Raw genomic sequence first — 26,653 nt, 5'->3', positions numbered from 1 at the left:
ATGATGAGACATCACCGTTGACGAGGAGACGGACGACGCAGCGATGACCACTCCGCGACTGCTCTCCAACCGCTACGAGCTGGGCGACACGCTCGGCTACGGCGGCATGTCGGAGGTCCACCGCGGCCGCGACGTTCGCCTTGGCCGTGACGTGGCCGTGAAGGTGCTGCGCGCCGACCTCGCCCGTGACCCCCAGTTCCAGCTCCGGTTCCGCCGCGAGGCCCAGAACGCCGCGGCGTTGAACCACCCCGCGATCGTCGCCGTCTACGACACCGGCGAGACCGAGACCGAGTACGGTCCGCTCCCGTACATCGTCATGGAGTTCGTGGACGGCCGGACCCTCCGGGACATGATCAAGTCCGAGGGCCCGCTGCCGCCGCGGCGAGCCATGGAGATCATGGCCGACGTCTGCGCCGCGCTGGACTTCAGCCACCGGCACGGCATCGTGCACCGGGACGTCAAGCCGGCCAACATCATGATCACCCGCTCCGGCGCGGTGAAGGTGATGGACTTCGGCATCGCCCGCGCCCTGGCCGACGGCCAGGCCGCGGTGACCCAGACGGCGGCGGTGATCGGCACCGCCCAGTACCTCTCCCCGGAGCAGGCGCGGGGCGAGACCGTCGACGCCCGGTCCGACGTCTACGCCACCGGCTGCGTACTGTTCGAGCTGCTCACCGGGGAGCCGCCGTTCACCGGCGACTCGCCGGTGGCCGTGGCCTACCAGCACGTGCGGGAGGACCCGCGGACCCCGTCCGACGTCAACCCGCAGGTGCCCACCGTGCTGGACGCGGTGGTGCTCAAGGCCATGAGCAAGAACCCGGCCAACCGCTACCAGTCGGCCGCCGAGATGCGGGCCGACCTGGTGCGGGTGCTGTCCGGGCAGCGCCCCTCGGCGCCGGCGGTGATGTCCGAGGAGGAGCGGACCACCATGCTCGGCGGCGGGGGCGGCGCGACCGAGGTGATGGGCGGCCGGCACCGGCCCAACGCGCTCGCCGACTCGGCCGCGGACCAGGCCGACGAGCAGGCAGCCCGACGCCGCAAGACCACGATGGTCGCGCTCGTCACCGCGCTGTGCGTCGCCGTGCTGGCGATCGCCGCGTGGGTGACGACCAGCCTCCTGGGCAACAACGAGGCGCCGAAGCAGGAGAAGATCGCGTTGCCGAACGTGGTCAACGTCGAGCTCGTGCAGGCGCGCAACCAGCTGACCGCCAAGGGCTTCACCAACGTCCAGGAGAAGACGGCGCCGTCGTCCGCCGAGCAGCGCGGCATGGTGACGAGCATGAACCCGCCGGCGGAGACCCAGGTCGGGAAGAACGACCCGATCGTGCTGACGGTCGGCAGCGGGCCGGAGCGGACGAAGGTCCCCGACCTGAGCGGCAAGACGCAGGAGCAGGCCCGGCAGCTGCTGGCGGACCAGGGCCTCCAGCTCGCGCTGGACGTCGACCAGGAGGAGACCGACAACTCGGCGCTGGTCGGCAAGGTCGTCAAGCAGAGCCCGGCCGTCGGCGCCGAGGTGGACAAGAACAGCCGGGTCTCGATCACCGTCGGCAAGGCGCTGGACCAGGTGCAGGTGCCGCCGCTCACCGACATGACACTGGACAACGCCCGGTCCGTCCTCGACTCGCTCGGCCTCACGGCGAGCACGTCGAACGTGGCCAGCGACAAGGACGCCGGCACGGTGGTCGGGCAGTCGCCCGCGAAGGGCACCCGGGTCAAGAAGGGCACCAGCGTCACGCTGCAGGTCTCCGACGGCAGCCAGAAGAACAAGATCCAGATGCCGAAGCTGGACGGGATGACCCCGGACCAGGCCAAGCAGAAGCTGAACCAGCTGGGCTGGAACGGGTCCCTGGACGCCACCGAGACGCCGACGGACAAGCAGAGCGAGGACGGGAAGATCCTCAACCAGAGCCCGAACCCGGGCGAGAAGATCGACCCGAACCAGCGGATCAGGGTCGCCGTCGGCAAGTACAAGTCGGGTGGCCACAACGGCACCACGACCACCACGACGCCCCCGGGCGGCGGTTTCCTCGGTCGCTAGGCCCACACGTCCGACAGAGCGGCGGGTTCCTCCTGGGACCCGCCGCTCGTCTTTCCCCGCCGCTTGCGATTCCGGTCAACCGGAACAGGCACGAACGCGTCCTGGTGAGTTCGTCCGCGACCCCGGCCCCCACGCCGACCCCAGGGCCTCGGGGAGCACCGCTCACGAGGCGCCCTCTCGGACGGCGCGTCCCCTCTCCCCGAGGACAGCCCCCACCCGCCCTGGGGGGCGAGCCCTGCTCCAGCCTATCGGCCCAACCCGGACCGCCCAAGGCCATCACGCTGCCCTGTGGATAACTGGATGCCCTGTGGACAACTCAGGTCAGTACCCAGGAAAAGCCCAGCTCAGCGAACGCAATCCCGCGGAGCTCGGCGGCAGGGAGATCAGGGACGAGCGGCGGCGGCGAGCTGGCGCATCCCCGCCTCCAGCTCGGCGACCCGCCCCGAGGGCACGGGATGGCCGCAACCGGCCATCCAGTTCGCCAACATGCGGTGCCCGCCCTCGGTCAGCACCGACTCGGGGTGGAACTGCACGCCCTCGATCGGCAGCTCCCGGTGCCGCATCGCCATCACCACACCGGACTCGGTGCGCCCGGTGACCTCCAGCTCGTCCGGGATGGTCTCGGGCCGAACCGCCAACGAGTGGTAGCGGGTCGCGGTGAACGGGTCCGGCAGGCCGGCGAGCACGCCGACGCCGAAGTGGTGCACCTGGCTCGTCTTCCCGTGCAGCAGCTCGGGCGCGCGCTCGACCGTGGCGCCCCAGACCGCGCCGATCGCCTGGTGTCCCAGGCACACGCCCAGCAGCGGGAGACGGCGGTCCGCGCACCGGCGGATGACGTCCATGCTGGCCCCCGCGCGCTCCGGCGTGCCGGGACCGGGGCTGACCAACACCCCGTCGACCCCGTCCAGCTCGCCCGTCCCGACCGCGTCGTTGCGCCGGACCACGGGGTCGGCGCCGAGCTGGGCCAGGTACTGGACGAGGTTGTAGACGAAGCTGTCGTAGTTGTCGACGACGAGCACGCGCACCCGGCCAGCTTACGGACGCCGACGCCGCTGGTCACGCCCCGCTTCTCAGCCCGTGGTCACCTGGTTGAACGGCAGCATCGGCTCGACCCAGGGGAACACCACGAACAGCAGCAACGCGACGACGGCGAGGACGAGCACGAGCGCCTGGACGACCTTGAGCGCCCGCGAGCCCGGCAGCCGACGCCAGATCCAGCCGTACACGGGTCAGCCCTCCTTCAGTTCGGGTGGGAGCTGGCCGGGCTTGCCCTGGTCCTTCTTCCACTCCCTGACCAGCCGGCCGTGGACGATCAACCGCTGCTTCGCCGAGAACCGGGGGTGGCAGGTGGTCAGGGTGATCAGCGGGATCTGCTGGGTCTTCGGCACCGCGGCGGCGGAGTTGTTCGGCACCGGGGCGATCACCTCCCCCCGGTCCGGGGTGACGATCTCCTGGCCGGGCACCCTGGCGTAGGGGCCGCCGTCCTGGTCCTTGGTGCGGAGCGGGGACACCTGGTCGCACCGCGGCTGGTTGCCCTTGCTGTCGGCGTTCCTCGTCCAGTTCTCCACCTCGCCGCCCAGCGGCAGCACCCGGTACACGTACCAGGACGAGGAGGTCTCGACGACCAGGGAGTCGCAGGACTCCAGCTGGTCCAGGTCGTTGAAGGGCGCGCCCTTGCCGACCCGGTGCCCGGCGACGGCGAAGTTGCCCGGCTGGCCCGGCAACGCCGTGCCCTTGTAGTGGCCGGGTCCGCTCTCCAGGATCTGGTCGGTGGTGCCCTCCAGGACCGTGTAGGCGAAGTCGGGGCCGAACTTGGGGATGTAGATCTTGGCGAAGCCCTGGCCCTCGGCCAGGTTGTAGTGCTCGCCGCGCTCCCCGCCCGTCAGCAACGGGTCCTGGCCGGACTTCCAGCGCTCGTCGAGGGCGTTGGTCGCGTCGTGCTGCTTGCCCGCCGACAGCCAGTCGGTCACGTAGACCTCGTAGACGACGAACAGGAGCACGACGAGCCCCGCCGTGATCATCAGCTCACCGGCCGTCCTGACCGCGGCGCGGATCCGGTCGCCCCTGGTCGGCGCGGCGGCTTCCGCGCCCTCGCCGTCGTGGCCGTCCGCCCCGTCGGCGCTGGCCTCGGCGGTCTCCGCCGGCTCCGGCGCGGGCGGGTCGTCGACGACCCGGGGCAGCACGTCGGTGGGCTCGCTGTCCGGGCCGACCACCCTCGGCAGGACGTCGGTCTCGGCGTCGGCCGGCTCCGGCCGACGACGGGGAGCCGGCCGGGGCACGGCCTTCGCCGGCCCGGTCGCCGGCGAGGCCGGCGGGCCCGCGGGGACCGGAGGCGCGACCACCTCCGTCGGTGGCACGGCGGCGCGGGGCGAAGCGGCCGGTGGCCCGTCCGGGGCCTCCGGGGCGGCGCGGCGGGCCCGAGGCGCCGCCTCGTCCCGCACTCCGGGCGGCGGAGGCTGGGGCACGGCGGCGGCACGGGACCGGCGCGGCCGGACGTTGGCGGCCGACGGGTCCGGGGAGGGCGCCGGTGGCCGCTGGACCGGCCCCGCCGCGGGGACGGCCCGACGCGGGCGCGGCGGGGAGGTGGCGTCCAGCGCCGGAGCGAGGTCGGTCGCCTCGGCGTCCGGGTTCGGCCGGGCCGGGCCGTCGTGGGCCGGGCCGTCGAGGGCTGGGACCGGCGGGGGCACGGCCGGCTGCACCCGGCGGGCGGGCGGGGGCGGCTCGGGAGCCGGCTCCTCCGCTCCGGGCAGGGCGAACCGCTGCGACGGGGTCCGCCTGGGCACGGGCTTGGCCGTGGGGGTCGGACGGGTCCCCCGGCCCGAGGCGCCCGTCGGGGGGCCGTCGGGCTGGCGGGCCGCGTCCGCCTCGAACCAGTCGCCGCGGGCGGCGGGGTCCGCCGGCGGCCGGGAGTGCCGGCCGGTCGCGGTGGGACCGGTCGTGGGTCCGGCTCCCGGCACCGCGTGCCTGCCCGTCCCGCCGTCGGGGGACGACGGGCTCGGCGGCACGGCGTACCGGCCGGTGCGGGTGGCCCGGGGCGCGGGGGGCGCGCCCTGCTCGTCGGGCTCCGGCGCACGGCGTCGACCTCCCGGTCTCCGCTCCTGCGCCGGCCTGGGGGGCAGGTCCCGAGGAAGCGGACGCTGCTCCCCGTGGTCCTGCGTCACCGGGGCACCTCCTGGGCGTCGTCGAGCCGCAGCGAACCGGTGTAGCCGGGGACGCGGAGGTCATCCACCCGCTCCACGCGGTAGCCGAGGCCGAAGGTCTGCACGTACTGCCGGAAGACGCGGACGCCGGGCTCGGCCTCCAGCGCGGCGGTCATCCGGTCGGGGTCGCCGATCGCGTTGATCACGTAGGGCGGGGAGTAGGTGCGGCCGTGCAGCAGGAGCGTGTTGCCCACGCAGCGCGGGGCGGACGTGCTGGTCAGGCGCTGGTCGGCCACGGAGATCGCCTCCGCGCCCCCGCCCCAGAGGGCGTTCAGCGCGCTCTGCAGGTCCTGCTGGTGCACGACGAGGTCGTTGGGCTTGGCGCCCGAAGGGTAGCGGCCGTCGGGACCGCGGGGGGCGTCGGTCAGCGTGACGCGCAGACCCGCGCCGCGCAGCGGGGTCAGCCCGACGACCGGGCTCAGGCCGTCGGCCCGTCGGCGGGCCTCGGCGACCCGCTGGTCGGCCCCGCTGGCCGCCTCCTCCTGGCGGAGCTGGGCCCGCAGCTCGCCGAGCCGCTGCTCGGCGGCGCCGACCCGCGCGTCGGCGTCCCTGACCAGTCCGGACAACTCGGTGGTCCGACCGCCCCGCAGGTCGTAGCCGTCGGCGGCATTGTGGCTCACCGCGAACAGCAGGCCGGCGAGGAGGCAGACAGCCGGGGCGGCGATCCGCCAGCCGGTCCGAACACCCCGGGGCGGGCTGGGCCGGCGCACGCGGACTCCTCTCCTCACTCGGGCTGCTCGGGGTCGCCCCGCGAGCGGGTCCCGCGATCCGGGCGGGCCGATCCCGCGAGCGGATCTTCCCGTCGGGTGGGGTTGCTCCGTCGGTCGGGGGACGCGAGCTGTTCGCTCCCCTCCTCGGTTACGTTAACGTGTCACGCGGGCGGGAGTGTCGCGCCAACCGGAGAACGCCGGTCGGCTCGGCGCGTTCGCCCGTCAGAACCAGAGCGTCCGCCCGACGTGAGGCGAGGACAGCATGCCGAAGTCCAAGGTCCGGAAGAAGACCGTCTACACCCCGCCGCCCGACCGCCGCACGCCGGTCAGGGCCAAGGCCGTCGGCCCGTCGCACCCGGTCTACGTGACCGTGATGCTCGGTCTGATGCTGCTGGGGCTGGCCTGGTTGGTGGTCTACTACCTGGCCAGCGACAAGATCGGCTTCATGGCGGACCTGGGCGGGTGGAACTTCGCGGTCGGCTTCGCGCTCATGATCACCGGTCTGCTCATGACCATGCGTTGGCGTTGATCGCGCGGGCGCCGGGGCACTGCTCCGTTCGTCGCCCGCCGTCGTCACGGCCCGGACGTGTCACGCGTCCGGGCCGTCTTCTTCCGGGTGGCCCGTTCGGCGGAGAGTGCGCGAACCACATCGTTGTAACTCATCCCCACTGGGGATAACTCCTGTGGACAACTCGCTCCCAGGAGGTGCGCAATCCACAGGGGAACCGGAGTTATCCACCGAGTTGTCCACAGGCCCTGTGGTCAACCCCCACCGGAGCCGCCGGCGCACCCGCTCCGCGCGGCCGTCCCCATCCCCATCCGGGGGACAGACACGGACTTCCTGTGGAGTAACGAAGATCGCGAGTTCTGCTCGCCAACACCCCCGACGGCGCGACGCCCGACGGAGGCACCCCGAGCCACCCGCGGGGATCTCCCCGCACCGCGGACAGCCCCCACCCGCCCTGGGGGGCGAGCCCCGCTCCAGCCTATCTGCCCAGCACGGAGCGTCAAAAACCATGACGCTCCGCTGTGGACAACTCGCGGCCCCTGTGGACAACCCGAGCCTCCGAGAGGCGGAAGAAGCCTCCTCGTGGAACAATCCCGCGCCTCATGCCGCCCAGCCCTCTGGTGAGCTCCCCGCCTGATCACTCCGCAGCCCGGCCCCCGCCAGTCGCGCGGAACGACGGCGGAGGCCGACCAGCGGGACGGCGCGGCGAAACCGGCCCAGCGAACTGGCCTCGCGAAACTGACTCAGAGCAGCTCGAAGACGGTCGCGTTCGCCATCCCGCCGCCCTCGCACATGGTCTGCAGGCCGTAGCGGATGCCGTTGCGCCGCATGTGGTGCAGCAACGTCGTGGTCAACCGCGCGCCCGACGCGCCCAGCGGGTGGCCCAACGCGATGGCGCCGCCCAGCGGGTTGAGCCGTTCCGGGTCCGCGCCGGTCTCGACGAGCCAGGCCAGCGGCACGGCCGCGAACGCCTCGTTGACCTCGAACGCGCCGATGTCGGCGACGGTCAGGCCGGCCCGGCGGAGCGCCACCGCCGTCGCCGGGATCGGCGCGGTGAGCATGAGCACCGGGTCGTCGCCGAGCACCGCGGTGGCCGCCACCCGCGCGATCGGGGTCAGCCCGAGCTCACGGGCGCGCTCGGAGGTGGTGACCAGGAGCGCGGCCGCGCCGTCAGAGATCTGCGAGGAGCTCGCCGCGGTCACCACGCCGTCCGGGCGGAACGCGGGCTTGAGCCCGGCGAGGGCGTCGAGCGTGGAGTCGCGGCGCACGCCCTCGTCCCGCGTCACCGCCGAGCCGTCCGGCAGCGGCACCGGGACGATCTCCTCGTCGAACGCGCCGGCGTCCTGGGCGGCGGCGGCCTTCGCGTGCGAGGCGAGGGCGTACTCGTCGAGGCGGGTCCGGCCCAGCCCCCACTTCTCGGCGATCAACTCGGCACCGAGCCCCTGGTTGAACGTGCCCCCGGTGCTCGCGAGCCGGTCGGCGTACCGCTGTTCCACAGCGGGGCCGAACGGCACGCCCGGGCCGTTGAGGAAGTTGGCGCCCATCGGCACCCGGGTCATCGACTCGACGCCCCCGGCGACGACGACGTCGGCCTGGCCGGAGATCACGGCGGCGGCCGCCTGGTGCAGCGCCTGCTGCGACGAGCCGCACTGGCGGTCGACGGTCACCGCGGGCACGGTCTCGGGCCACCCGGCGGCCAACACCACCTGACGGCCCACGCAGAACGCCTGCTCGCCCACCTGCGTCACGCAGCCCCAGTGCACGTCGTCCACGACGGCGGGGTCGATGCCGGACCGCTCGGCGAGCGCGCGCAGCGCCACCGCGCCGAGGTCCACCGCGTGCACGTCGCGCAGCCCGCCCTTGCGGCGTCCGACCGGAGTGCGCACCGCCGCGCAGATCACCGCGTCCCGCATATGTTACTCCTCAGTAGCTCGTTCTCCTCGCGATGCTACTCGCGGCCACCCGTGCGAAACAGGAGAAGAAGAACGCGGGATGCTGACCGCCGTGACGACGCGAAGCTGGTCCCCGTCGCCCGGGCTGGTCGCCCTCGTGTGGCTGCTGCTGGCGGGCGCGCTGCTCTGGCTGCTGTCGACCGAGGACCCGGCCGCCCGCCTCCTGGCCGGCGTCGCCGCGCTCGCCCTCGCCCTGCTCGCCGCGCAGGGCACGCTCGGCCGCCCGCGCCTCTCGGCTGACGACGAGGGGCTGACGACCCGCTCGCTCCTCGGTCGCCGCCGCTACCCGTGGTCCACGGTGCGCCGGGTGCGCGTCGTCCGCATCCGCCGCTTCGGCCGCGACGTCCCGGTGTTGGAGGTCGACGTCGAGGACGGGGAGCACGAGCACCTGTTCGTCCTCACCCGGCTGGACCTGGGCGCCGAGCCGGACGACGTCGCCGACGCGCTCGCCGTGCTCCGCCCCGAGGACGAGGGCTGACCCCGCCCCCGGGGCGGGAAACCACCGGAAGCCGCTCAGTCGGTCCGGACGCAGTACGGCTCGTTGTCCACCTCGAAGCACTCCATCCCGCCGAACGAGGCGTCCCGGAGCACGAAGACGACCAGGACCACCACGAGAAGACCGACGAGCACCCCCGACTGCACGAGGGCGCGCCGGCTGGCCGGCGCGTAGACCATGCCCACCGCGGCCACCGCGCCCACGACCAGGCCGCCCAGGTGGCCGAGCAGCGACACGTTGGGCACCACGACGCTCAGCACGACGTTCACGCCGATCACGGCGAGCGTCGAGCGCGGGTCGAGGCGGAGCCGGACCACGGCCACCGCGGTCGCACCCATCAGCCCGAACACGGCGCCGGACGCGCCGGCGACCGGGACCCGGGTGTCGCCCAGCAGGAACACCGCGGCCGAGCCGCCGAGCAGGGAGACCAGGTAGACCGCGAGGAACCGGAGCCGACCGAGGATCATCTCCAGGTCCCGCCCGAGCACCCACAGGGCGATCATGTTGAGGGCCAGGTGCACGGGACCGATGTGGAGGAAGCCCGAGGTCATCACCCGCCACCACTGCCCGCCGGCCACGGCGGGCGGCCACAGGGCCCAGCGGGAGAACAGCGGGGACGCGGAGTTGTCGGCGATGCTGCCGGCCTGTACGGCGGTCCAGGCGAACACGGCGACGTTGAGCAGGATGAGCACCGGCACGACGAGCGGCGTCCGGCGCACCACGGCGCCCGCGACGGTGACCGCCTGTCGCATGCCCCGGTGACCGTCGGCGACGCAGTCCACGCACTGGTAGCCGACGGACGCCTCACGCAGACATTCCGGGCAGGCGGGGCGGCCGCACCGCGTGCAGCGCAGCCCGGTCGCCCGGTCCGGGTGACGGACGCACCCCTCCACCGCCGGCGGGTGCTCGCCGGCCGGCGGGACGGGTGGCCCTGGTGGCGTCGTCAAGCGTCCGGTCAGCCCTCGGAGCGCTCGATCGTGACCTTCTCGATCACCACGTCGGTGACCGGCCGGTCGCCCGCGCTGGTGGGAGTGGTGGCGATGGCGTTCACGACCTTGCGGGAGGCCTCGTCGGCCACCTCGCCGAAGATCGTGTGCTTGAAGTTCAGCCAGTCGGTCGCCGTGACCGTGATGAAGAACTGCGAGCCGTTCGTGTTCGCGCCGGCGTTGGCCATCGCCAACAGGTACGGCCGGTTGAACTGCAGGTCCGGGTGGAACTCGTCGGCGAACTTGTAGCCGGGGCCGCCCCGGCCGGTGCCCGTCGGGTCGCCGCCCTGGATCATGAAGCCGTCGATGACCCGGTGGAAGATCGACCCGTCGTAGAACGGCCCGGAGTCGCCCTCCCTGGCGTTCGGCTCCGTGTACTCCCTGGTGCCCTCCGCGAGGCCCACGAAGTTGGCCACGGTCTTGGGCGCCTGGTTGGGGAACAGGGTCAGCCGAATGTCACCCAGCGTGGTGTGCAGGGTGGCGGTGACCTTCTTGCCCACCAACGATCCGTTGCTGTCTGCCACGTCCGCCATCGTGCCATCCACAGCGGGATCCGCGGGATCGGGGCACGATGGAGTTCTGATCGTCACGTGCCGAGGGGCGTGGACCACGCGCCCCGGGGAGGACAGGCGTCGCCGGGCGGCTGCCCGGAGGCGCACCGAGGAGGCAAGACGATGGACGAGGTGGAGGCCATGACCCGCGCCGGGGAACGGATGGGTCACGCCGTCGGGGCCGGACTGCACCGGGCCAGGATCGGCGCGGTGCACGCCGGCCAGCAGGGGTACCGGGCGTCCCGGGAGATGGCGGCCAAGGCTGCGGCCGAAGCGCACCGCCGGCTGTCCGCGCACGGCGCGGCGCCGGAGCAGGTGCAGTCCGCCGTGGTCGACCAGGCCGACCTGGTTCGGCGCCGGCTGGGCAAGGCCCAGGACGAGCTGACCCACCGGAGCCGCAGGGCCCGCAAGCGCATGGACAGGCAGCGCCGCGACCTCGCGAAGCGGACGAGGGCGGCGCGCAGGGAGATCGCCGCGGCCGTGCGCCCCGACCGGCGTCGGCACCGTCGCCGCTGGCCGTGGGCCATCGCGGTGCTGGCGGCGGCGTTGGGCGTCGCCGTCGTCCTCACCCGCCGGCCCCAGGAGGTCCACCTCCAGGAGGAGCCGCAGGGGGACGACCGGGCGGAGATGCCGATGCCGCACAGCCGGGACGGGCAGGCCCGCAACGAGCACGTCCGGCCCTCGCCGGCTCCCTGACGCGCGGACGCGGAGGGAGCCGCGGCGCCCCTCGGGGCAGGGGTTCCCTCCGCGCCGGACCCGCGTCAGAGGCCCGTCAGAGGTCCGGAGGTCCGGGTCAGAGGCCCAGGGTCTGGATGGCCCGCTCGGCGACGCGCTTCGCCTTGAACGTCGTCGTCTGGTTGGAGCGCACGACCACGGCCTTGCCCTCCCTGGCCACGGCGAACACCGAGCCGTCCTGGGTGGGCATGCTGCCGCCCTTCCACCCGCCGGCGAGCTCGGCCCTGGACGAGGTCTCGACCGGGGCGGCCTGGTCGACCAGCGCCTTGGCCGCCTTCGCGTCGCCGACGTAGACGCGCGCCCGCAGCTGCTCCTTGCCGTCGAGCCCGTAGAAGAAGCAGGCGGGATTCGGCTGGTCGGCGGACAACCGAACCTTGCTCACCTTCTGCCCGTTGGCCTCGGCGACCCACGCCCGCTCCAGGTAGGGGCAGTCCCCGTCCTTCGCGGGCTCCACGCTGGCCGGCGGGGCGGCGACCGCCGTGGTCGGGGCCGCGGAGGAGGACGTCTGGCTCGTGGTCGCCGCTCCCCCCGCCGCGGGTGTTCCGCTGTCGCAGGCGGCGAGCAGGGCGGTCGCGGCCACGACGGCCGCGGGGAGCAGGACACGGGTCGCAGGACGGGCCATGCCGCGTGGGTCCCCTCGTGGGTCAGCCCCGGTCGCCTCGGGGGTGCGCGTCGGGTGAGAAACGGAAGGGCACTCCCGGCCGGTGCCGGGAGTGCCCTTCGTCAGATTCTGGGGTGAGCACCCGCAGTCCTCGCGAGCTCGGCGAGGGTGGTGGAGACGAGGGGAATCGAACCCCTAACCCCCGCCTTGCAAAGGCGGTGCTCTGCCAATTGAGCTACGTCCCCCGGCGAGCGGGAGCGCTCCGCTCGCGCCGGCTCAGCCCTCGGTCGGAGCGGTGGCCTCACGCCACAGGTCAGCCTCGGCCTTGGCCGAGCGGTTGCGCCGAACCAGCAGCAGGACAACACCAGCCACAGCGGCAAGAGCGAGCAGCTTCTTCACGTCCGGTCGCCTCCTTAGCGGCGCGAGAGCCGGGAGAGTTCACCCACACGGAGCATGGGTAGTGGGCCTAGCTGGACTTGAACCAGCGACCTCTTCGTTATCAGCGAAGCGCTCTAACCGTCTGAGCTATAGGCCCTTGGTGCGTCACAGAGATTACCCGACGGGTCCCGCTGTCCCCAAATCGGGTCCCCCGACACCGTTCTCCTGACGGGAAAGCCCTGCTCATCCCGGGAACGGCGCTTCCGCCAGCCTAACCGGCCCCCGACGGGCGCCAGTAATCGCGCAGGTCAGACGGACTCCCCCGCGATCGGGACAACGCCGGAAGAGCAGCGGGTTCGCCCGAACGACGAGGCCCCGCCGGTTCCGGGTGGATCCGGCGGGGCCTTTCGTCACGGCTTCGTCACTCGCGCTCGGAGAGTGTGAGCTCCACCCCACCGACCAGGTCGGCGGAGACGTTGTAGACGAACGCGGAGACCGTGGCCAACGCGGTGAACAGCACGATGTTGATCGCGCCGATCACGGCCGCCACCCCGAACACCCGGCCCGCGCTGATCAGCGCCTCGGAGCCGCTCTCCCCGCTCTGCACGAGGTCGGTGTAGGTGCCGTTGATCTGGTCCCACACGCCCATGCCGTCCAGCACGCCGTAGAGCACGCCCACGGCGACCAGCCAGACGAAGAACAACGCGACCGACAGCACCAGGGCCAGCTTCAGCACCGACCACGGGTCGATCCGCTTGACCTGGAGGCTCGCCCGTCGCGGGCCGCGACCGGGCCGGCGGGCGGTTCCGCCCCCGCCGCCGCCCGACGACGAGCCGAGGCTGGCCTTGAGACCACCGAGCCGCACGGCCGTGCGGCCGCCCGAGGACGACTGCGCTGTCGGCGCCGCCTGCGCGGCCGCGTCGGCGGCGCCCCACGGCTGGCCCTCCGGTGTTCCGTCGGGCGGGGTGGCGGTCAGCGCGTCCACCGGCAGGGCCGCCGGCGGCTGCCCCAGACCGTGCGGGGAGGCGGGCTCCGCGCCCGCCGGCCCCGTCACGGCCACGCGCTGCCACGGGGGCGTCCCGCCGGACTCGACGGGGAACTCGCCGTCCCCGGCCGGTGGGGTGGGCTGACCCACCCCACCGGCCGGGGGTTCCGGCTTCGGCTGCTTCACCGTCGGCTGGTCGGCCGCCTCCACGGACCGGGCTCCCTCCCCGTCCGCCTCGGGCGTGCCGTTCTTCCCGGCCTGCGCCGGGTGGGTGATCACCGACGTCTTCTCGGCGTCACGCGACGGGCGGTTCGGGTCCTGGGGAGCAGTCATGGGCGGTCCTTTGCCGACGGTGTTCCGTCGAGTTAGACGCTTGTCTCCGGCTACTTGTTGCCTTCAGTGTCGGGATCCGACGCCTCGTCCGCATTGCGTGCGACCGCCAACAGAGTGGCACCCTCACCCAGATTCATCAGGCGCACCCCCTTGGTCTGGCGGCCGGCCTTGCGGACCTCCCTGGCGGAGGTCCGGATGACCCCACCGGCGGAGGTGATGGCGTACAGCTCGTCGTCGACGTCGACGATGAGTGCCCCCACAAGCCTGCCACGCCGGCGGTCGTGCTGAATGGTCAGCACACCCTTGCCCCCGCGTCCCTGCACCGGATAGTCCTCGATCGGGGTGCGCTTCGCGTACCCGCCGTCGGTGGCCACCAGCACGAACCGGCCCTCCCGGACCACGCCCATGGACAGCAGCTCGTCGCCGGCGTTGAACCGCATGCCGAGCACGCCGGAGGTGGCCCGGCCCATCGGCCGCAGGGCCTCGTCGGTGGCGTGGAACCGGATCGACTGACCGTCGGCCGAGACCAGCAGCAGGTCGTCGTCGGACGAGCAGAGCACCGCGCCGACCAGCTCGTCGTCCTCGCGCAGGTTGATGCCCACGATGCCGCCGGAGCGGTTGGAGTCGAAGTCGACCAGCCGGGACTTCTTCACGTTGCCGCGCTTGGTGGCCAGCACCAGGTACGGGGCCGCCTCGTAGTCCTTGATGTGGATGACCTGGGCGATGTGCTCGTCCGGCTGGAACGCCAGCAGGTTCGCCACGTGCTGACCGCGCGCGTTGCGGTTCGCCTCGGGCAGCTCGTAGGCCTTGGCGCGGTACACCCGGCCCTTGTTGGTGAAGAACAGGATCCAGTCGTGCGTGGAGCACACGAAGAAGTGCGCCACGATGTCGTCCTGCTTGAGCTGGGCGCCCTGGACGCCCTTGCCGCCCCGCTTCTGCGCCCGGTACAGGTCGGTCTTGGTGCGCTTGGCATACCCGGTCCGGGTGATGGTGACGACGACGTCCTCGACGGCGATGAGGTCCTCCATCGACACGTCGCCCTCGAACGGGATGATCCGGGTGGCCCGGTCGTCGCCGTGCTTCTCGACGGCCGCCATCAGCTCGTCGCGGATGATGACGCGCTGCCGCTCCGGCCGGGCGAGGATGTCCTGCAGGTCCGCGATGGTGCGCTCGATCTCGGCCAGCTCGTCGACGATCTTCTGGCGCTCCAGGGCGGCCAGTCGGCGCAGCTGCAGCTCCAGGATCGCGCTGGCCTGGACCTCGTCCACGCCCAGCAGCGCGATCAGGCCGGCCCTGGCCTCGTCGGCCGTCGGCGAGCGGCGGATCAGCGCGATGACCTCGTCCAGCATGTCCAGCGCGCGCACGTAGCCGCGCAGGATGTGGGCCCGCTCCTCGGCCTTGCGCAGCCGGAACCGGGTGCGCCGGACGATGACCTCGATCTGGTGCTTGACGTAGTACCGCACCACCTGGTCGAGGCGCAGCGTGCGCGGAACGCCGTCGACCAGCGCCAGCATGTTCACGCCGAACGAGTGCTGGAGCTGCGTGTGCTTGTACAGGTTGTTCAGCACGACCTTGGCGACCGCGTCCCGCTTCAGCGTGATCACGATGCGCATGCCGCTGCGCTTGTTCGACTCGTCGGCGACGTCGGAGATGCCGGTCAGCCGGCCGTCCCTGACCAGCGCGGCGATGTTCTCGATCAGGTTGTCCGGGTTGACCTGGTAGGGCAGCTCGGAGACGACGAGGATGGTGCGCCCCTTGGCGTCCTCCTCCACGTCCACCACGGCCCGCATCCGGATGGAGCCGCGCCCGGTCCGGAAGGCGTCCTCGATGCCCGAGGTGCCCAGGATCAGGCCGCGGGTCGGGAAGTCCGGCCCCTTGATGCGCTCCATCAGGGCGGTCAGGGTGGTCTCGTCGTCGGCGTCCGGGTTCTCCAGCGCCCAGACCACGCCGGCCGCGACCTCGCGCAGGTTGTGCGGCGGGATGTTCGTCGCCATGCCGACCGCGATGCCGCCGCCGCCGTTGACGAGCAGGTTGGGGATGCGCGACGGCAGGACGTCGGGCTCCTGCGTCTTGCCGTCGTAGTTGTCGGAGAAGTCGACGGTGTCCTCGCCGATGTCGGCGAGCATCTCCATGGCCAGCGGCGTGAGGCGGCACTCGGTGTACCGCATGGCGGCGGCGGGGTCGTTGCCCGGCGAGCCGAAGTTGCCCTGGCCGTCCACGAGCGGGTACCGCATCGACCACGGCTGGGCCAGCCGCACGAGCGCGTCGTAGATGGACGTGTCGCCGTGCGGGTGGTAGTTGCCCATCACGTCGCCGACGACGCGCGAGGACTTGACGTAGCTCCGCTCGGGGCGCAGGCCGGTGTCGTACATGGAGTACAGGACCCGGCGGTGCACCGGCTTGAGCCCGTCCCGCACGTCGGGCAGCGCCCGGGACACGATCACGCTCATGGCGTAGTCGATGTAGGAGCGCTGCATCTCCTGCTGGACGTCGACCGGCTGGATGCGGTCGCCCCCCGACGGCACGGTCGTCTCGGTCATTCCTGTCCTTCTCGTATGTCCTCAGTGGACGGTGGAACGCTGCGGTCGGCGGGGGCGGCCCCGGCGGGACCGCCCCCGGCCGCGTCACACGTCGAGGAAGCGGACGTCCTTGGCGTTGCGGATGATGAACGAGCGGCGTGCCTCGACGTCCTCGCCCATGAGCACGCTGAACAGCTCGTCCGCGGTGGCCGCGTCGTCGAGCGTGACCTGGAGCAGGGTGCGGTGCGCCGGGTCCATGGTGGTGTCCCACAGCTCCTCGGCGTTCATCTCGCCCAGACCCTTGTACCGCTGGATCGCGTCGTCCTTGGGCAGCCGGCGGCCGGCCTCGACGCCGCGCTGGATCAGGCCGTCGCGCTCCCGGTCGGTGTAGGCGTACTCCGGCTCGCTCCGCGGCCACTTGATCTTGTACAGCGGCGGCTGCGCCAGGTAGACGTGGCCGTTCTCGATCAGCGGGCGCATGAACCGGAACAGCAGCGTCAGCAGCAGGGTGCGGATGTGCTGGCCGTCGACGTCGGCGTCGGCCATCAGCACGATCTTGTGGTACCGCAGCTTGCTCAGGTCGAACTCGTCGTGGATGCCGGTGCCCAGCGCGGTGATCAGGCTCTGGACCTCGGTGTTCTTCAGCACCCGGTCCAGCCGCGCCTTCTCCACGTTGATGATCTTGCCTCGGATCGGCAGGATCGCCTGGAAGTACGAGTCCCGGCCCTCCTTGGCCGAGCCGCCAGCCGAGTCGCCCTCGACGATGAAGAGCTCGCACTCCTCCGGCTTGGTGGAGCGGCAGTCCTTCAGCTTGCCGGGCAGGCCGCCGATCTCCAGCGCGCTCTTGCGCCGCACCAGCTCCTTGGCCTTGCGGGCGGCGATCCGCGCCTGCGCCGAGGAGACCGCCTTGTTCACGATCGTCTTGGCGTCGGCCGGGTTGCGGTCGAACCAGTCGGGCAGCCACTCGTTGCAGGTCTTCTGCACGAACGACTTGGCCTCGGTGTTGCCCAGCTTGGTCTTGGTCTGGCCCTCGAACTGGGGCTCCCTGAGCTTGACCGAGACGATCGCGGCCAGGCCCTCGCGGACGTCGTCGCCGGTGAGGTTGGCGTCCTTCTCCTTGAGCAGCTTCTTGTCCCGCGCGTACTCGTTGATCACGCGGGTGAGCGCGGAGCGGAAGCCCTCCTCGTGGGTGCCGCCCTCGTGGGTGTTGATCGTGTTGGCGAACGTGTACACCGACTCGCTGTAGCCGGTGTTCCACTGCATCGCGACCTCGACCTCGATGCCCTCGCCCTTGGCCGAGAAGGCGATGACCTTCTTGTGCACGGCCTCGCGGGTGGCGTTGATGTGCCGGACGAAGTCCTCCAGCCCACCCGGGTAGTGGAAGGTGCGCTCGCGCAGCTTGCCGGCCTCGGCGTCCTCCTCGTCCTCGGGCAGCCGCTCGTCCCGCAGGACGATGGTCAGGCCCTTGTTGAGGAACGCCATCTCCTGGAGCCGGCGGGAGATGGTCTCGATGTTGTAGGTGGTGGTCTCGAAGATCGTCGGGTCCGCCCAGTAGGTGACGGTGGTCCCGGTCCTGGTGGTCGTCTCGCCCTTGCGCAGCGGGTGCGCCGGCTGGGAATTCTCGTACCGCTGCCGCCACACGTGCCCGTGGCTGCAGATCTCGACCTCGAGCGCGACGGACAGCGCGTTGACCACGGACACGCCGACGCCGTGCAGACCGCCGGAGACGGCGTAGGCGTCACCGCCGAACTTGCCGCCGGCGTGCAGGGTGGTGAGCACGACCTCGACGGCGGGCCGCTTCTCCACCGGGTGCATATCGACCGGGATGCCACGACCGTCGTCGGTCACCCGCACCCCGCCGTCGGCGAGCAGCGTGACCTCGACCTTGGAGGCGTGGCCCGCCATGGCCTCGTCGACGGCGTTGTCCACGACCTCCCAGATCAGGTGGTGCAGACCTCGCTCCCCGGTGGAGCCGATGTACATACCGGGCCGCTTGCGGACCGCCTCAAGCCCTTCGAGCACGGTGATGGATGACGCGCTGTACTCGTTCTTCTTGGCTGCCACGGGCCTCGGTGTCTCCTCGTGCAGGGGCGTGTTCGGCGTCGGGCGCGCCGGCGGGACGGCCGGCGCCAGCCACGACCGTGGACAAGTCTACCGGGCAGGTCCCACAAGACGGGGTCAAGGACACCCCTGAGAACGTCACAGAGCGCCCGTCGCGAAGTCGGTCGGGTGCGGGGAGCGGAGAGCGGGAAACCGGGCCGCTGAGCGGCTCTCGATCGGCGGTCGGCGCGGGTGCGGCCAGCGCGCCGCGCGCCGGTCGGTGATCAGCCGTGCGCGCGGGGCTCCCCGCCGCCGGCGTCCCGGTCGCCGTCGGACTCGGACTGGTGGTCGTCGGCGGGCTCCGACTCGAAGTCCAGGTCCCCGATGCGCTCCTCGACGCTGGACAGCTCGGCGATCGCCGCCCTGCCCCGCGCCGCGGTGACGGCCACGTCCGCGTACACGTCGACCAGCACCTGCCGGGCCTCGCGGGAGAGCCCGAAGTCGGTGCGCGCCATGAAGTCGACGAGCTGGTCGACGACCATGGTCAGCTCCAGGAGACGGCGCTTCTCCGTCGCGGACAGCAGGGGCGCCGGGACCGGAGCCCGCTCCGGTTCGACCCGCGCCGGGGTGCTCCGAGCCTCCGTCGGCCGCGGTGACCGACGCGACCACCGCGTCCAGCGCTCTGACCATCGTCTGCGGATCTTGGGCCTCCTCGGTCCGCCAGGTGGGCATCGACCCCCGGCCGCCCCGACCGGGCGCGCCGCGTCCGGGCTGCCACCGCGCCACCCGGGGCGAGCGCCGCGACCAGCGCGGCCGTCGCACGGTCCGGCCGCCTCGGCGCCGGCCCACCCCGGCGGGGAACGGTCGGACCCATCCCACCAACGCGCTCGCGCGACAGGTGGTGACGTGACGGTAACCCGCCCGGTCCGCCTTGTTGACCTCTTTCCCGTCAACGGGTGACAACCCGTTCGCCCATCCTGCCCCCTGCCCGCGCTCCGTGACGACCAACGCGACGACCGCCTCGTTCGGGGTGTCCGCCCGCGGTGAACCGGACGCGCCGGCGGCCGGCGGTCAGCCGTCAGCCGTAGGTGTCGCGGGGGCCGCGCCCGGGAACGTGCAACGGCCCCTTGCGCCAGCTCGGCGCGGCCGGCCCCTGGACCCGCAGCCGCTTGACCACGTCCGGCCCCACCCCGGCGGCGATCTTGGCGAGCAGCTGGCGCTGCAACAGCCGGAGCTGGGTGGCCCACGCCGTCGAGCTGGCCTGCACCGTGAGCTCGCCGTCCCGCAGGGTCACCGGCCGGGCGTGTTCAGCCACGTCCGCGCCGACCAGGGTGGCCCACCGGCCGAACACCTGGCCGCCGGCGAGCCGGTCGGTCCAGCCCCGGTCGGCGGCCAGCCGGGAGGCGAGTCGCCCCAGCGGCTGGGGGTCGCGGTCGTCCGGCCGCGCCCCGGACCAGCTCCGCCGCCGGCGGGACTGGCCGGCCCCACCGCCGCGACGCGGCCGGCCGGGGCCGCGCCCCCTGGCCTTCGCCGCCGCCCGCGCGGCCTCCAACGCCGCGCGCGCCAGGTCCGGTCCGCGCAACGCGCCTGTGGACAACTCCGGGTCCGCGGCCCCGCCGAGGGGCGCGGATGCCGGCCGGTCACCGGTTCCCGCGGCCCCCGCCGGGCCGGAGCCGCCGCCCGCTACCCCCGTTCGGGTGACAGGGTCCCGCGCGGTGCGGGGACCTGAATCGCTTCGGAGCCCCGGCGTCACGGAGTTATCCACACAATCCACAGGGTTATCCCCAGATGTGCGAGGACTCACAGCCCGGTTGTGCACAGGCTGGGTCCCCCGCCGGGTGGGCGGGGGGCTCTGCCCCCGCCCACCGCCGCGCGCCTCCGGGTCAGACACGGCGCACCACTCCGTCCCGCACCTCGTACCGGGCGCCCACCAGCTCCTCGGGCACGTCCTCGGCCACGGCCGCGGTCACGAGGACCTGCTCCGCGGCCACCGCCACCTCGGCCAGCCGCTGCCGGCGCCGCCGGTCCAGCTCGGCGAACACGTCGTCCAGCACGAGCACCGGCTCCGCGCCGTCGGCCCGGAGCAGCTCGAAGGAGCCCAACCGCAACGCGAGGGCGAACGACCAGGACTCGCCGTGGCTGGCGTACCCCTTGGCCGGCGCCTCGCCGAGCACCAGGTCCAGCTCGTCGCGGTGCGGCCCCACGAGGCACACACCGCGTTCCAACTCCTGCGCGCGCACCCTGCCGAGCTCGGCGAGCAGCGCCACCTCCAGCACCGCGACGTCCGCCCGCGCTCCGCCCGGCCGCCCGTAGCCCTCGGGCAACGCCCCGCCCAGGGAGCTGCGGTAGCCGATCGACACCGGACGCGACTCCGGCGCGACCCCCGCGTACGCCGCGGCGACGTGCGGAGCGAGGTCGGCGACCAGGTCCAACCGCGCCGCCAGCAGCTCAGCGCCGTGCCGGGCGAGGTGCCCGTCCCACACGTCCAACGTGCGGATGTCCCCCGCCTCGCCCGGGCCCTCGGCGCTCCTGCGCCCGGCCCGACGCGCGGCGCCCGCGCTCTTCAGCAACGCGCTGCGCTGCTTCAACACCCGCTCGTAGTCGGCCCGCACCCCCGCGAACCGCGGAGCGCGCAACACGAGCAGCTCGTCCAGGAAACCCCGCCGCTCACCGGGATCGCCGCGGACCAGTGACAGGTCCTCCGGCGCGAACAGCACGGTACGGAGGATGCCCAGCACGTCCCGGGGCCGTGGGACAGGCGCGCGGTTGACCCGCGCCCGGTTCGACCGACCGGGGGTGATCTCCAGCTCGACCAGCAGCTCCCGGCCGGCGTTGACGACGGCGGTGCGCACGATCGCGCGCTGCGTGCCGTGCCGCACCAGCGGGGCGTCGGCGGCCACCCGATGCGAGCCGAGGGTGGCGACGTACCCGACGGCCTCCACCAGGTTGGTCTTGCCCTGCCCGTTCGCCCCGACCAGCACGCTCGGCCCCGGCTCGAAGGCCACGTCGGCGTGCGCCCAGGACCGGAAGTCGGTGACCTGGAGGTGTCTGACGTACAAGGAGGGAAGCCTTCCCGTTTCGGCAGGTCGGGGCAGCGCCCGTCGGAGCGGGTGGGAGGGGTGGCCCGGCGACGCCCGCGCGTCGCGCCGGTGTTCCGGTCAGCGGACGACGTCAACCCGACCGGAACACCGACGGACGGACCGGGTCGAGCCGTTCCTCACTTGACCTCGCCCGCACCCGAGGTGGGGCCGGCCTTGTGCACCGCGTGGCCGCCGAACTGGTTGCGCAGCGCGGCCACCGCCTTCATCGCCGGGGAGTCCTCCTGCCGCGAGGCGAACCGGGAGAACAGCGCGGCCGACATCACCGGAGCCGGGACCGCGTGCGCGATCGCGGCCTCGATGGTCCACCGGCCCTCGCCGGAGTCCTCGACGTAGCCCCGGAGCTGGGTCAGCTCCGGGTCCTCCCCCAGCGCGTTGACCAGCAGGTCCAGCAGCCAGGAGCGGACGACGGTGCCCCGGGTCCACGCCTTGAGCACCGCGGGGACGTCCTTGACCACGTCGGCCGCGGCGAGCAGCTCGTACCCCTCGGCGTACGCCTGCATCAGGCCGTACTCGATGCCGTTGTGCACCATCTTCGCGAAGTGGCCGGCGCCGACCTCGCCCGCGTGCGCGAAGCCCTCGTCCCGCGGGCCCTCCGGGCGCAGCGCGTCGAAGACGGGCATCGCCCGCTCCACCAGCTCCGCGTCACCGCCGACCATCAGGCCGTAGCCGTTCTCCAGGCCCCACACCCCGCCGGAGACGCCGCAGTCGAGGTAACCGACGCCCTTCTCGGCCAGCAGCGCCGCGTTGGCCTGGTCCTCGGTCCACCGCGAGTTGCCGCCCTCGATCACGATGTCGCCGGGCTCCAGCAGGTCGCCGAGCTCCTCCACGGTCTGCCGGGTCGGCGCGCCGTGCGGCACCATGATCCAGACGATCCGCGGCGCCGCGAGCCGGCCCACCATGTCGGCCAGCGACTCGGCGTCGCTGACCTCCTGGTTGCGGTCGAAGCCGACGACCTCGTGGCCGGCTCGGCGCAGCCGCTCCCGCATGTTGAAGCCCATCTTGCCGAGGCCGACGAGTCCGAGCTGCACGGTTGCTGTCCTCCTGCCGTTGGGGCACGTCGACGGGGGTCTGTCGACGTCTGCCGACGTTGTCGCTGGTCGGCGTGGTCGCGCCGGGTCCGGGGTCAGCCGGGCAGCCGCACCGGCATGAGCAGGTACAGGTAGCCCGGCGCCACCTCGCCATCCTCGTTCACCGGCTTGACCAACGCAGGGCGGGTCGGCGTGGTGAAGGACAGGTGGGCGCGCTCGGTGCGCACCGCCGCGAGGCCGTCGAGCAGGTAGCCCGGGTTGAAGGCGATGGTCAGCGGCTCGCCGGTCAGCTCGGCGGGCAGCTCCTCCTCGGCGCTCCCCTCGTCGTCGCCGCCGGCGGTGAGCTTCACCGCGGAACCGGTGAACTCCAGCCGGACCTGGGTGCCGCGCTCGGCCACCAGCGACACCCGCTTGATCGCCTCGACCAGCGGCGCGACGTCGACGATCGCGGCGGCGCTGTGCTCGGCCGGCAGCAGCTTGCGGTAACCGGGGAACTCGGCGTCGAGCAGCCGGGTGGTGGTGCGCTTGGCGCTGCCGGCCAGGCCGAGCAGGCCGTCGCCGGAGCCCAGGGACAGCTCGACCCGGCTGCCCGCCGCACCCAGCGTCTTGGCCGCCTCGGCCAGCGTGCGCGCCGGGACGAGCACCGAGGTCGCGGCGACCTCGGTGGCCGGCTCCCAGGTGAACTCGCGCATCGCGAGCCGGAACCGGTCGGTGGCGACCATGGTCAGCCGGTCGCCGTCGATCTCCAGCCGGACGCCGGTCAGCATCGGCAGCGTGTCGTCCTTGCCGGCGGCGACGGCCACCTGGGAGACGGCCTCGCTGAGCACCTCGCCCAGCACCGAGCCGGTGCGCTGGGGCATCGCCGGGAGCTGGGGGTAGTCCTCGACCGGCATGGTGGGCAGGCTGAACCGGGAGCTGCCGCAGGTGATCGTCACCCGGGCGCCGTCCACCGCGATCTCGACGGGGTGGTTCGGCAGCGCCTTGGTGATGTCGGCGAGCAGCCGGCCGGAGACGAGCGTGCGACCGCCGGCCGCGACGGTGGCGGGCACGCCGACCTGCGCGGAGACCTCGTAGTCGAACCCGGACACGGTGAGGGCGTCACCGGTCTCCCCGCCCTCGCCGGAACCGGCATCCAGCAGCACTCCACCCAGGACCGGCACCGGCGGCCGGGACGGCAGGCTGCGCGCGACCCAGGCGACGGCGTCGGCCAGGCCGTCGCGCTCGACGCGGATCTTCATCGGGCGTCCTTTCGGGTTCGACAGTGCCCAGTGGTGCGGCCCACCGTCCTGACCAGCACGGAGGTGATCCGGTCCGGACGACGGGTCGGTTGAACACGAGCCGGCGGTACGAGGACGAGCGTGACTCAGGGGGCCGCGGGCCGCCGGGTCGAGCCCGATCCGGGCGGCGGCGGACCAGTGGAGCGCTGAGCGCTGCCGGGTACCGGCGCGGTGGGTTCTCACCGTAGAGCGTCGCGGCGGCTCCCGTCATCCCGGGGGTTCGCCCCGTCCCGGCGGGTCTGTCCCCAAGCGCGGCGCCGCCCTACTGGTTTTGGGGTTTTCTCTTCGAGAGAGATGAACAGCCGTAGTAATAGGGGTTGTGGGCAGTGTGGACAACTGCCCTAAACCGCAGGTCAGAGGCCTCGCTCCGATGTGGAGCACCCGTGGATGGAGCCCGTGGACAACTCGGGGCCCCCGTGGACAACTCGGCGGCTGCTCCGAACGGTCCACAGGAAGCCCGAGTTGTCCACAGAGTTCTCCACAGATGTGGGTCGACTAGTCCCCAGGGCGTGCACAGGCTTCCGGTGGCGCGGATCTCGAACTTTTCTGGTTGTCCACACCCGATCGAGTGCCCACAGCCCTGAAAAAGATGGCGCGTCGGGGCGGGTTCGGCGTCCTCCGGAGGGCGCGGCCGGGGTGGTGGCGAGCCGCCGGCAGTGACCCACGCGACGGTTCTCACCCGCTTGCCGCCCGGTCGGACCGTCGCGCGGACCTGCGAGAAAACGAAACCGGTGGAGGCCGCGCCCCCACCACCCGAACTCGTTAGCCCCGTCGTCCCCGCCGGGGTCAGCACCCCCGCCGGAACCTGCCTGTTCCGCGGGCCGAGCCGGGAACACGAGGGCCCTCCCAGCCGGGAGAACGTGTGTTCGCGCTGGTGGACTCCTGCGCTCGGCCGGTCCGTCCCACCGGCGGAGCCGCCGACGCCCCTCGCCCCCAGCGCGTCGACGAAGGAGATGTGGACGGTCACGGCTCGGTGGCGCGTGGCGCGCGAACTCGCGCGCCGGAGCTGGCGAACGGCGGTTCGGAGGGGTTCGGCGGCGAAGGTGAGGACACCCGGGCCCGACGCCGACTTTTCCGAGTCGCCCCGGAACAGGCGCGGCCCCCACACCACCAGAAAAGATCCGCGCGCCGCGCCGGGGCGCGCCCGACGACGGGAGGCCGACGCGCGACGACCGCCGTCAGGGGAACGAGCGGAGGAGGAGGTGGGGGTGCGGCGGCCTCAGCCGCGGGCGCGCTGCTTGATCCGCGCGGTGAGCTCCTGCACCTGGTCGTAGATGCGGCGCCGCTCGGCCATCTCCTTGCGGATCTTCTTGTCCGCGTGCATGACCGTGGTGTGGTCGCGGCCGCCGAAGGTCTGCCCGATCTTGGGCAACGACAGGTCGGTGAGCTCCCGGCACAGGTACATGGCGATCTGCCTGGCCTGGGCCAGCGCCTTGGTCTTGCCCGGCCCGCACAGGTCGTCGATGCCGACGCCGAAGAACTCGGCGGTGGCGGCCATGATCATGGGTGCGGTGATCTCCGGCTGGTGCGAGTCCGGGATCAGGTCCCGGAGCACGATCTCGGCCAGGTGGACGTCCACCGGCTGCCGGTTCAGCGAGGCGAACGCGGTGACCCGGATCAGCGCGCCCTCCAGCTCGCGGATGTTGCGCTCGATCCGCGCCGCGATGAACTCCAGCACCTCCGCCGGCGCGGCCAGCCGGTCCTGGGCGGCCTTCTTGCGCAGGATCGCGATCCGCGTCTCCAGCTCGGGCGGCTGGATGTCGGTGATCAGTCCCCACTCGAACCGCGTGCGCAGCCGGTCCTCCAGCGTCTCCAGCCGCTTGGGCGGCCGGTCCGAGGAGACCACGATCTGCTTGTTCGCGTTGTGGAGCGTGTTGAAGGTGTGGAAGAACTCCTCCTGGGTGCCCTCCTTGCCCTCCAGGAACTGGATGTCGTCGACCAACAGCACGTCGACGTCCCGGTAGCGGCGTTGGAAGGCGACCTTGCGGTCGTCCCGCAGCGAGTTGATGAACTCGTTGGTGAACTCCTCGGTCGACACGTACCGCACCCGCATGCCGGGGAACAACCGCTGGGCGTAGTGCCCGACGGCGTGCAGGAGGTGGGTCTTGCCGAGCCCGGACTCACCCCAGATGAACAGCGGGTTGTAGGCGCGGGCCGGGGCCTCGGACACGGCGACCGCCGCGGCGTGCGCGAACCGGTTGGACGCGCCGATCACGAACGTGTCGAACGTGTACTTCTCGTTGAGCCGGGTCTGCGACGGCGGGCGGCTGGGCTGCGCCGCCGCCGCGCCGGAGAACGTGGGCCAGATCTCGTGGACCGTGGCGAGCGCCTCGCGCTCCTCGTCCACCTCCTCCTCGCCGTCGCCCTCCTCGGTGGGCTGACCGCCGTGGCCGGGCGGGGAGTGGGTGGGCGCGGGCGAGGGGTAGCCGGTCGGACCAGCGCCGATGGGGGCCGGGCTCATCGACCCCGGAGCCAGCGGTCCGGCCAGCACGGTCGTGGCGGCGCCGGGCCCCAGCGGCGGCTCGATCGGCGACAGCGTCTCCACCGGGCGCGACGGCACCGGAGGGGCCTGCGGCGCGGGCGGGCCGGGCGGGACCTGCCGGACGGGGGGAACGGGCGCCGGCACCGGCGCGGCCGTGTCCACCTTCACGGCGAGGGACACCGGGCGACCCAGGCGTCGGGACAGCGCGGTGGTGATCGGCTCGCGGAGCACCCGCTCGATGGCGTCCTTGGCGAACTCGCTCGGGGCGGCCAGCAGGGCGGTGCCGTCCAGCAGCCCGATCGGGCGGGTCACCCGCATCCAGGCACGCTGCTGCGGGGACAGGGTGCCCGAGGACAACTCGTGCACCACCTGTTCCCACACGAGACCGAGGTCGGTCTGGTGGTCGGACACCTGCGGGCTCCCCTCCCCTCACCGGTCGCCGGGCCGCCCTGCCGGCGACCCGGTTCGCTCGGGCCCACTCAGGCGAAGCAAGCCCTGACCGTGGACGCCGACACCGGACGATACGGGCGTCCACAAAGTTGTCCACAACTGTGTACGAAGGTACGACGGATCGGGCGGGAGCCCCCACAGCCCCCCGGCGTGCCGCGTCACACGGGCCGCCGTCTCCTCCTTCTCCGCCCTCCGGCAGGCGATCGTGGAGGGGCACGCTAACAAGGTGTGCGCGATGCCACAACAAGCGCCAGCCAGGCAAGCGGGGCCGCCGTTCGGGGCG

22 protein-coding genes, 2 tRNA genes and 1 pseudogene are annotated in these 26,653 nt (G+C 72.8%); 5 read left to right on the top strand and 20 right to left on the bottom strand.

Features of this window, described 5'->3' with window-relative positions:
* Positions 1-43 precede the first annotated feature (43 nt).
* Positions 44-2,038 carry a Stk1 family PASTA domain-containing Ser/Thr kinase gene (gene pknB, locus BUE43_RS03225; RefSeq protein WP_073479776.1) on the top strand — a complete coding sequence of 665 codons (1,995 nt, stop codon included), beginning with the start codon at positions 44-46 and terminating at the stop codon, positions 2,036-2,038.
* 383 nt (positions 2,039-2,421) lie between these two features.
* On the opposite strand, the gene BUE43_RS03220 is transcribed toward pknB, so the two are convergent.
* The 4 genes from BUE43_RS03220 to BUE43_RS03210 are packed head-to-tail and all read right to left on the bottom strand — an operon-like array spanning position 2,422 to position 5,948.
* Positions 2,422-3,063 (bottom strand): aminodeoxychorismate/anthranilate synthase component II, encoded by a 642-nt coding sequence (locus BUE43_RS03220; protein ID WP_073479775.1) that lies wholly within the window; start codon positions 3,061-3,063, stop codon positions 2,422-2,424.
* Between the two features lie 45 nt (positions 3,064-3,108).
* Positions 3,109-3,264, bottom strand: coding sequence for a hypothetical protein (locus BUE43_RS34595; protein ID WP_200797345.1), 156 nt, complete (start codon positions 3,262-3,264; stop codon positions 3,109-3,111).
* Between the two features lie 3 nt (positions 3,265-3,267).
* A complete protein-coding gene (locus tag BUE43_RS34935) occupies positions 3,268-5,199 on the bottom strand; it encodes a class E sortase (protein ID WP_234995501.1) in 1,932 nt (643 codons plus the stop codon).
* Positions 5,196-5,948 (bottom strand): DUF881 domain-containing protein, encoded by a 753-nt coding sequence (locus BUE43_RS03210; RefSeq protein WP_073479774.1) that lies wholly within the window; start codon positions 5,946-5,948, stop codon positions 5,196-5,198. The genes BUE43_RS34935 and BUE43_RS03210 overlap by 4 nt, the downstream gene beginning before the upstream one ends.
* Before the next feature lie 262 nt (positions 5,949-6,210).
* Here BUE43_RS03210 and crgA point away from each other — a divergent pair, with 262 nt between their 5' ends.
* Positions 6,211-6,477 (top strand): cell division protein CrgA, encoded by a 267-nt coding sequence (gene crgA / locus BUE43_RS03205; RefSeq protein ID WP_073479773.1) that lies wholly within the window; start codon positions 6,211-6,213, stop codon positions 6,475-6,477.
* Positions 6,478-7,199: 722 nt separating this feature from the next.
* On the opposite strand, the gene BUE43_RS03200 is transcribed toward crgA, so the two are convergent.
* Complete coding sequence (locus tag BUE43_RS03200) at positions 7,200-8,369, bottom strand: thiolase family protein (RefSeq protein ID WP_073479772.1); 1,170 nt, start codon at positions 8,367-8,369, stop codon at positions 7,200-7,202.
* Positions 8,370-8,460: 91 nt separating this feature from the next.
* Between BUE43_RS03200 and BUE43_RS03195 the strand changes: the two genes are divergently transcribed.
* Entirely contained in the window at positions 8,461-8,886 is a 426-nt protein-coding gene (locus tag BUE43_RS03195) for a PH domain-containing protein (RefSeq protein ID WP_143173916.1), read from the top strand.
* A 35-nt stretch (positions 8,887-8,921) separates the two neighbouring features.
* On the opposite strand, the gene BUE43_RS03190 is transcribed toward BUE43_RS03195, so the two are convergent.
* Both BUE43_RS03190 and BUE43_RS03185 read right to left on the bottom strand, forming a co-directional pair.
* Positions 8,922-9,851, bottom strand: a complete 930-nt coding sequence (locus BUE43_RS03190) for a rhomboid family intramembrane serine protease (protein ID WP_073479770.1) — start codon at positions 9,849-9,851, stop codon at positions 8,922-8,924.
* Positions 9,852-9,859: 8 nt separating this feature from the next.
* The gene (locus tag BUE43_RS03185) at positions 9,860-10,423 is read right to left on the bottom strand and encodes a peptidylprolyl isomerase (protein WP_073479769.1); all 564 of its coding nucleotides are present in this window, start codon (positions 10,421-10,423) and stop codon (positions 9,860-9,862) included.
* A gap of 141 nt (positions 10,424-10,564) precedes the next feature.
* Between BUE43_RS03185 and BUE43_RS03180 the strand changes: the two genes are divergently transcribed.
* On the top strand, positions 10,565-11,137 hold the full coding sequence (locus BUE43_RS03180) for a hypothetical protein (protein ID WP_073479768.1): 573 nt from the start codon (positions 10,565-10,567) through the stop codon (positions 11,135-11,137).
* Positions 11,138-11,234: 97 nt separating this feature from the next.
* On the opposite strand, the gene BUE43_RS03175 is transcribed toward BUE43_RS03180, so the two are convergent.
* The 8 genes and pseudogenes from BUE43_RS03175 to BUE43_RS03145 all read right to left on the bottom strand — a co-directional run bounded on the left by BUE43_RS03175 (position 11,235) and on the right by BUE43_RS03145 (position 18,574).
* Positions 11,235-11,798 carry a DUF2020 domain-containing protein gene (locus BUE43_RS03175; protein ID WP_073479767.1) on the bottom strand — a complete coding sequence of 188 codons (564 nt, stop codon included), beginning with the start codon at positions 11,796-11,798 and terminating at the stop codon, positions 11,235-11,237.
* A gap of 148 nt (positions 11,799-11,946) precedes the next feature.
* Positions 11,947-12,022 (bottom strand) — tRNA-Ala (locus BUE43_RS03170).
* Between the two features lie 37 nt (positions 12,023-12,059).
* Positions 12,060-12,176 (bottom strand): annotated as a pseudogene (locus tag BUE43_RS34930) (DLW-39 family protein); the annotation flags it as partial.
* A gap of 62 nt (positions 12,177-12,238) precedes the next feature.
* A tRNA-Ile gene (locus tag BUE43_RS03165) sits at positions 12,239-12,312 on the bottom strand.
* Positions 12,313-12,576: 264 nt separating this feature from the next.
* The gene (locus BUE43_RS03160) at positions 12,577-13,473 is read right to left on the bottom strand and encodes a DUF3566 domain-containing protein (protein WP_073479766.1); all 897 of its coding nucleotides are present in this window, start codon (positions 13,471-13,473) and stop codon (positions 12,577-12,579) included.
* Between the two features lie 50 nt (positions 13,474-13,523).
* Complete coding sequence (gene gyrA, locus BUE43_RS03155; protein ID WP_073479765.1) at positions 13,524-16,013, bottom strand: DNA gyrase subunit A; 2,490 nt, start codon at positions 16,011-16,013, stop codon at positions 13,524-13,526.
* A gap of 84 nt (positions 16,014-16,097) precedes the next feature.
* Entirely contained in the window at positions 16,098-18,056 is a 1,959-nt protein-coding gene (gene gyrB, locus BUE43_RS03150; RefSeq protein WP_073479764.1) for a DNA topoisomerase (ATP-hydrolyzing) subunit B, read from the bottom strand.
* 260 nt (positions 18,057-18,316) lie between these two features.
* On the bottom strand, positions 18,317-18,574 hold the full coding sequence (locus tag BUE43_RS03145) for a hypothetical protein (protein ID WP_073479763.1): 258 nt from the start codon (positions 18,572-18,574) through the stop codon (positions 18,317-18,319).
* Between the two features lie 110 nt (positions 18,575-18,684).
* On the opposite strand from BUE43_RS03145, the gene BUE43_RS33240 reads away from it, so the two are divergent.
* Positions 18,685-18,942, top strand: coding sequence for a hypothetical protein (locus BUE43_RS33240; RefSeq protein ID WP_143173915.1), 258 nt, complete (start codon positions 18,685-18,687; stop codon positions 18,940-18,942).
* A 168-nt stretch (positions 18,943-19,110) separates the two neighbouring features.
* Here the strand turns inward: BUE43_RS33240 and BUE43_RS03140 are convergent, their stop codons facing one another.
* The 5 genes from BUE43_RS03140 to dnaA all read right to left on the bottom strand — a co-directional run bounded on the left by BUE43_RS03140 (position 19,111) and on the right by dnaA (position 26,331).
* Complete coding sequence (locus tag BUE43_RS03140; protein ID WP_073479762.1) at positions 19,111-19,614, bottom strand: DciA family protein; 504 nt, start codon at positions 19,612-19,614, stop codon at positions 19,111-19,113.
* A 301-nt stretch (positions 19,615-19,915) separates the two neighbouring features.
* Entirely contained in the window at positions 19,916-21,091 is a 1,176-nt protein-coding gene (gene recF / locus BUE43_RS03135) for a DNA replication/repair protein RecF (protein WP_073479761.1), read from the bottom strand.
* 158 nt (positions 21,092-21,249) lie between these two features.
* Positions 21,250-22,161, bottom strand: coding sequence for a phosphogluconate dehydrogenase (NAD(+)-dependent, decarboxylating) (gene gnd / locus BUE43_RS03130; protein ID WP_073479760.1), 912 nt, complete (start codon positions 22,159-22,161; stop codon positions 21,250-21,252).
* A 95-nt stretch (positions 22,162-22,256) separates the two neighbouring features.
* Complete coding sequence (gene dnaN / locus BUE43_RS03125; RefSeq protein ID WP_073479759.1) at positions 22,257-23,399, bottom strand: DNA polymerase III subunit beta; 1,143 nt, start codon at positions 23,397-23,399, stop codon at positions 22,257-22,259.
* Between the two features lie 1,258 nt (positions 23,400-24,657).
* Positions 24,658-26,331 (bottom strand): chromosomal replication initiator protein DnaA, encoded by a 1,674-nt coding sequence (gene dnaA / locus BUE43_RS03120; protein ID WP_073479758.1) that lies wholly within the window; start codon positions 26,329-26,331, stop codon positions 24,658-24,660.
* Positions 26,332-26,653: the final 322 nt, after the last annotated feature.

This window comes from Streptoalloteichus hindustanus (genome assembly GCF_900129375.1).
Classification (GTDB): domain Bacteria; phylum Actinomycetota; class Actinomycetes; order Mycobacteriales; family Pseudonocardiaceae; genus Streptoalloteichus; species Streptoalloteichus hindustanus.
Note: the sequence above shows the minus strand (reverse complement) of the source record. Positions and strands in the feature narration are given on the sequence as shown.

Excerpts from the sequence above, each read along its gene's own strand:
- pknB (WP_073479776.1), top strand. The coding sequence starts at position 44 with ATGACCACTCCGCGACTGCTCTCCAACCGCTACGAGCTGGGCGACACG.
- crgA (WP_073479773.1), top strand. The coding sequence starts at position 6,211 with ATGCCGAAGTCCAAGGTCCGGAAGAAGACCGTCTACACCCCGCCGCCC.
- BUE43_RS03200 (WP_073479772.1), bottom strand. The coding sequence starts at position 8,369 with ATGCGGGACGCGGTGATCTGCGCGGCGGTGCGCACTCCGGTCGGACGC.
- BUE43_RS03185 (WP_073479769.1), bottom strand. The coding sequence starts at position 10,423 with ATGGCGGACGTGGCAGACAGCAACGGATCGTTGGTGGGCAAGAAGGTC.
- BUE43_RS03180 (WP_073479768.1), top strand. The coding sequence starts at position 10,565 with ATGGACGAGGTGGAGGCCATGACCCGCGCCGGGGAACGGATGGGTCAC.
- BUE43_RS03175 (WP_073479767.1), bottom strand. The coding sequence starts at position 11,798 with ATGGCCCGTCCTGCGACCCGTGTCCTGCTCCCCGCGGCCGTCGTGGCC.
- BUE43_RS03160 (WP_073479766.1), bottom strand. The coding sequence starts at position 13,473 with ATGACTGCTCCCCAGGACCCGAACCGCCCGTCGCGTGACGCCGAGAAG.
- gyrA (WP_073479765.1), bottom strand. The coding sequence starts at position 16,013 with ATGACCGAGACGACCGTGCCGTCGGGGGGCGACCGCATCCAGCCGGTC.
- BUE43_RS03145 (WP_073479763.1), bottom strand. The coding sequence starts at position 18,574 with ATGGTCGTCGACCAGCTCGTCGACTTCATGGCGCGCACCGACTTCGGG.
- dnaN (WP_073479759.1), bottom strand. The coding sequence starts at position 23,399 with ATGAAGATCCGCGTCGAGCGCGACGGCCTGGCCGACGCCGTCGCCTGG.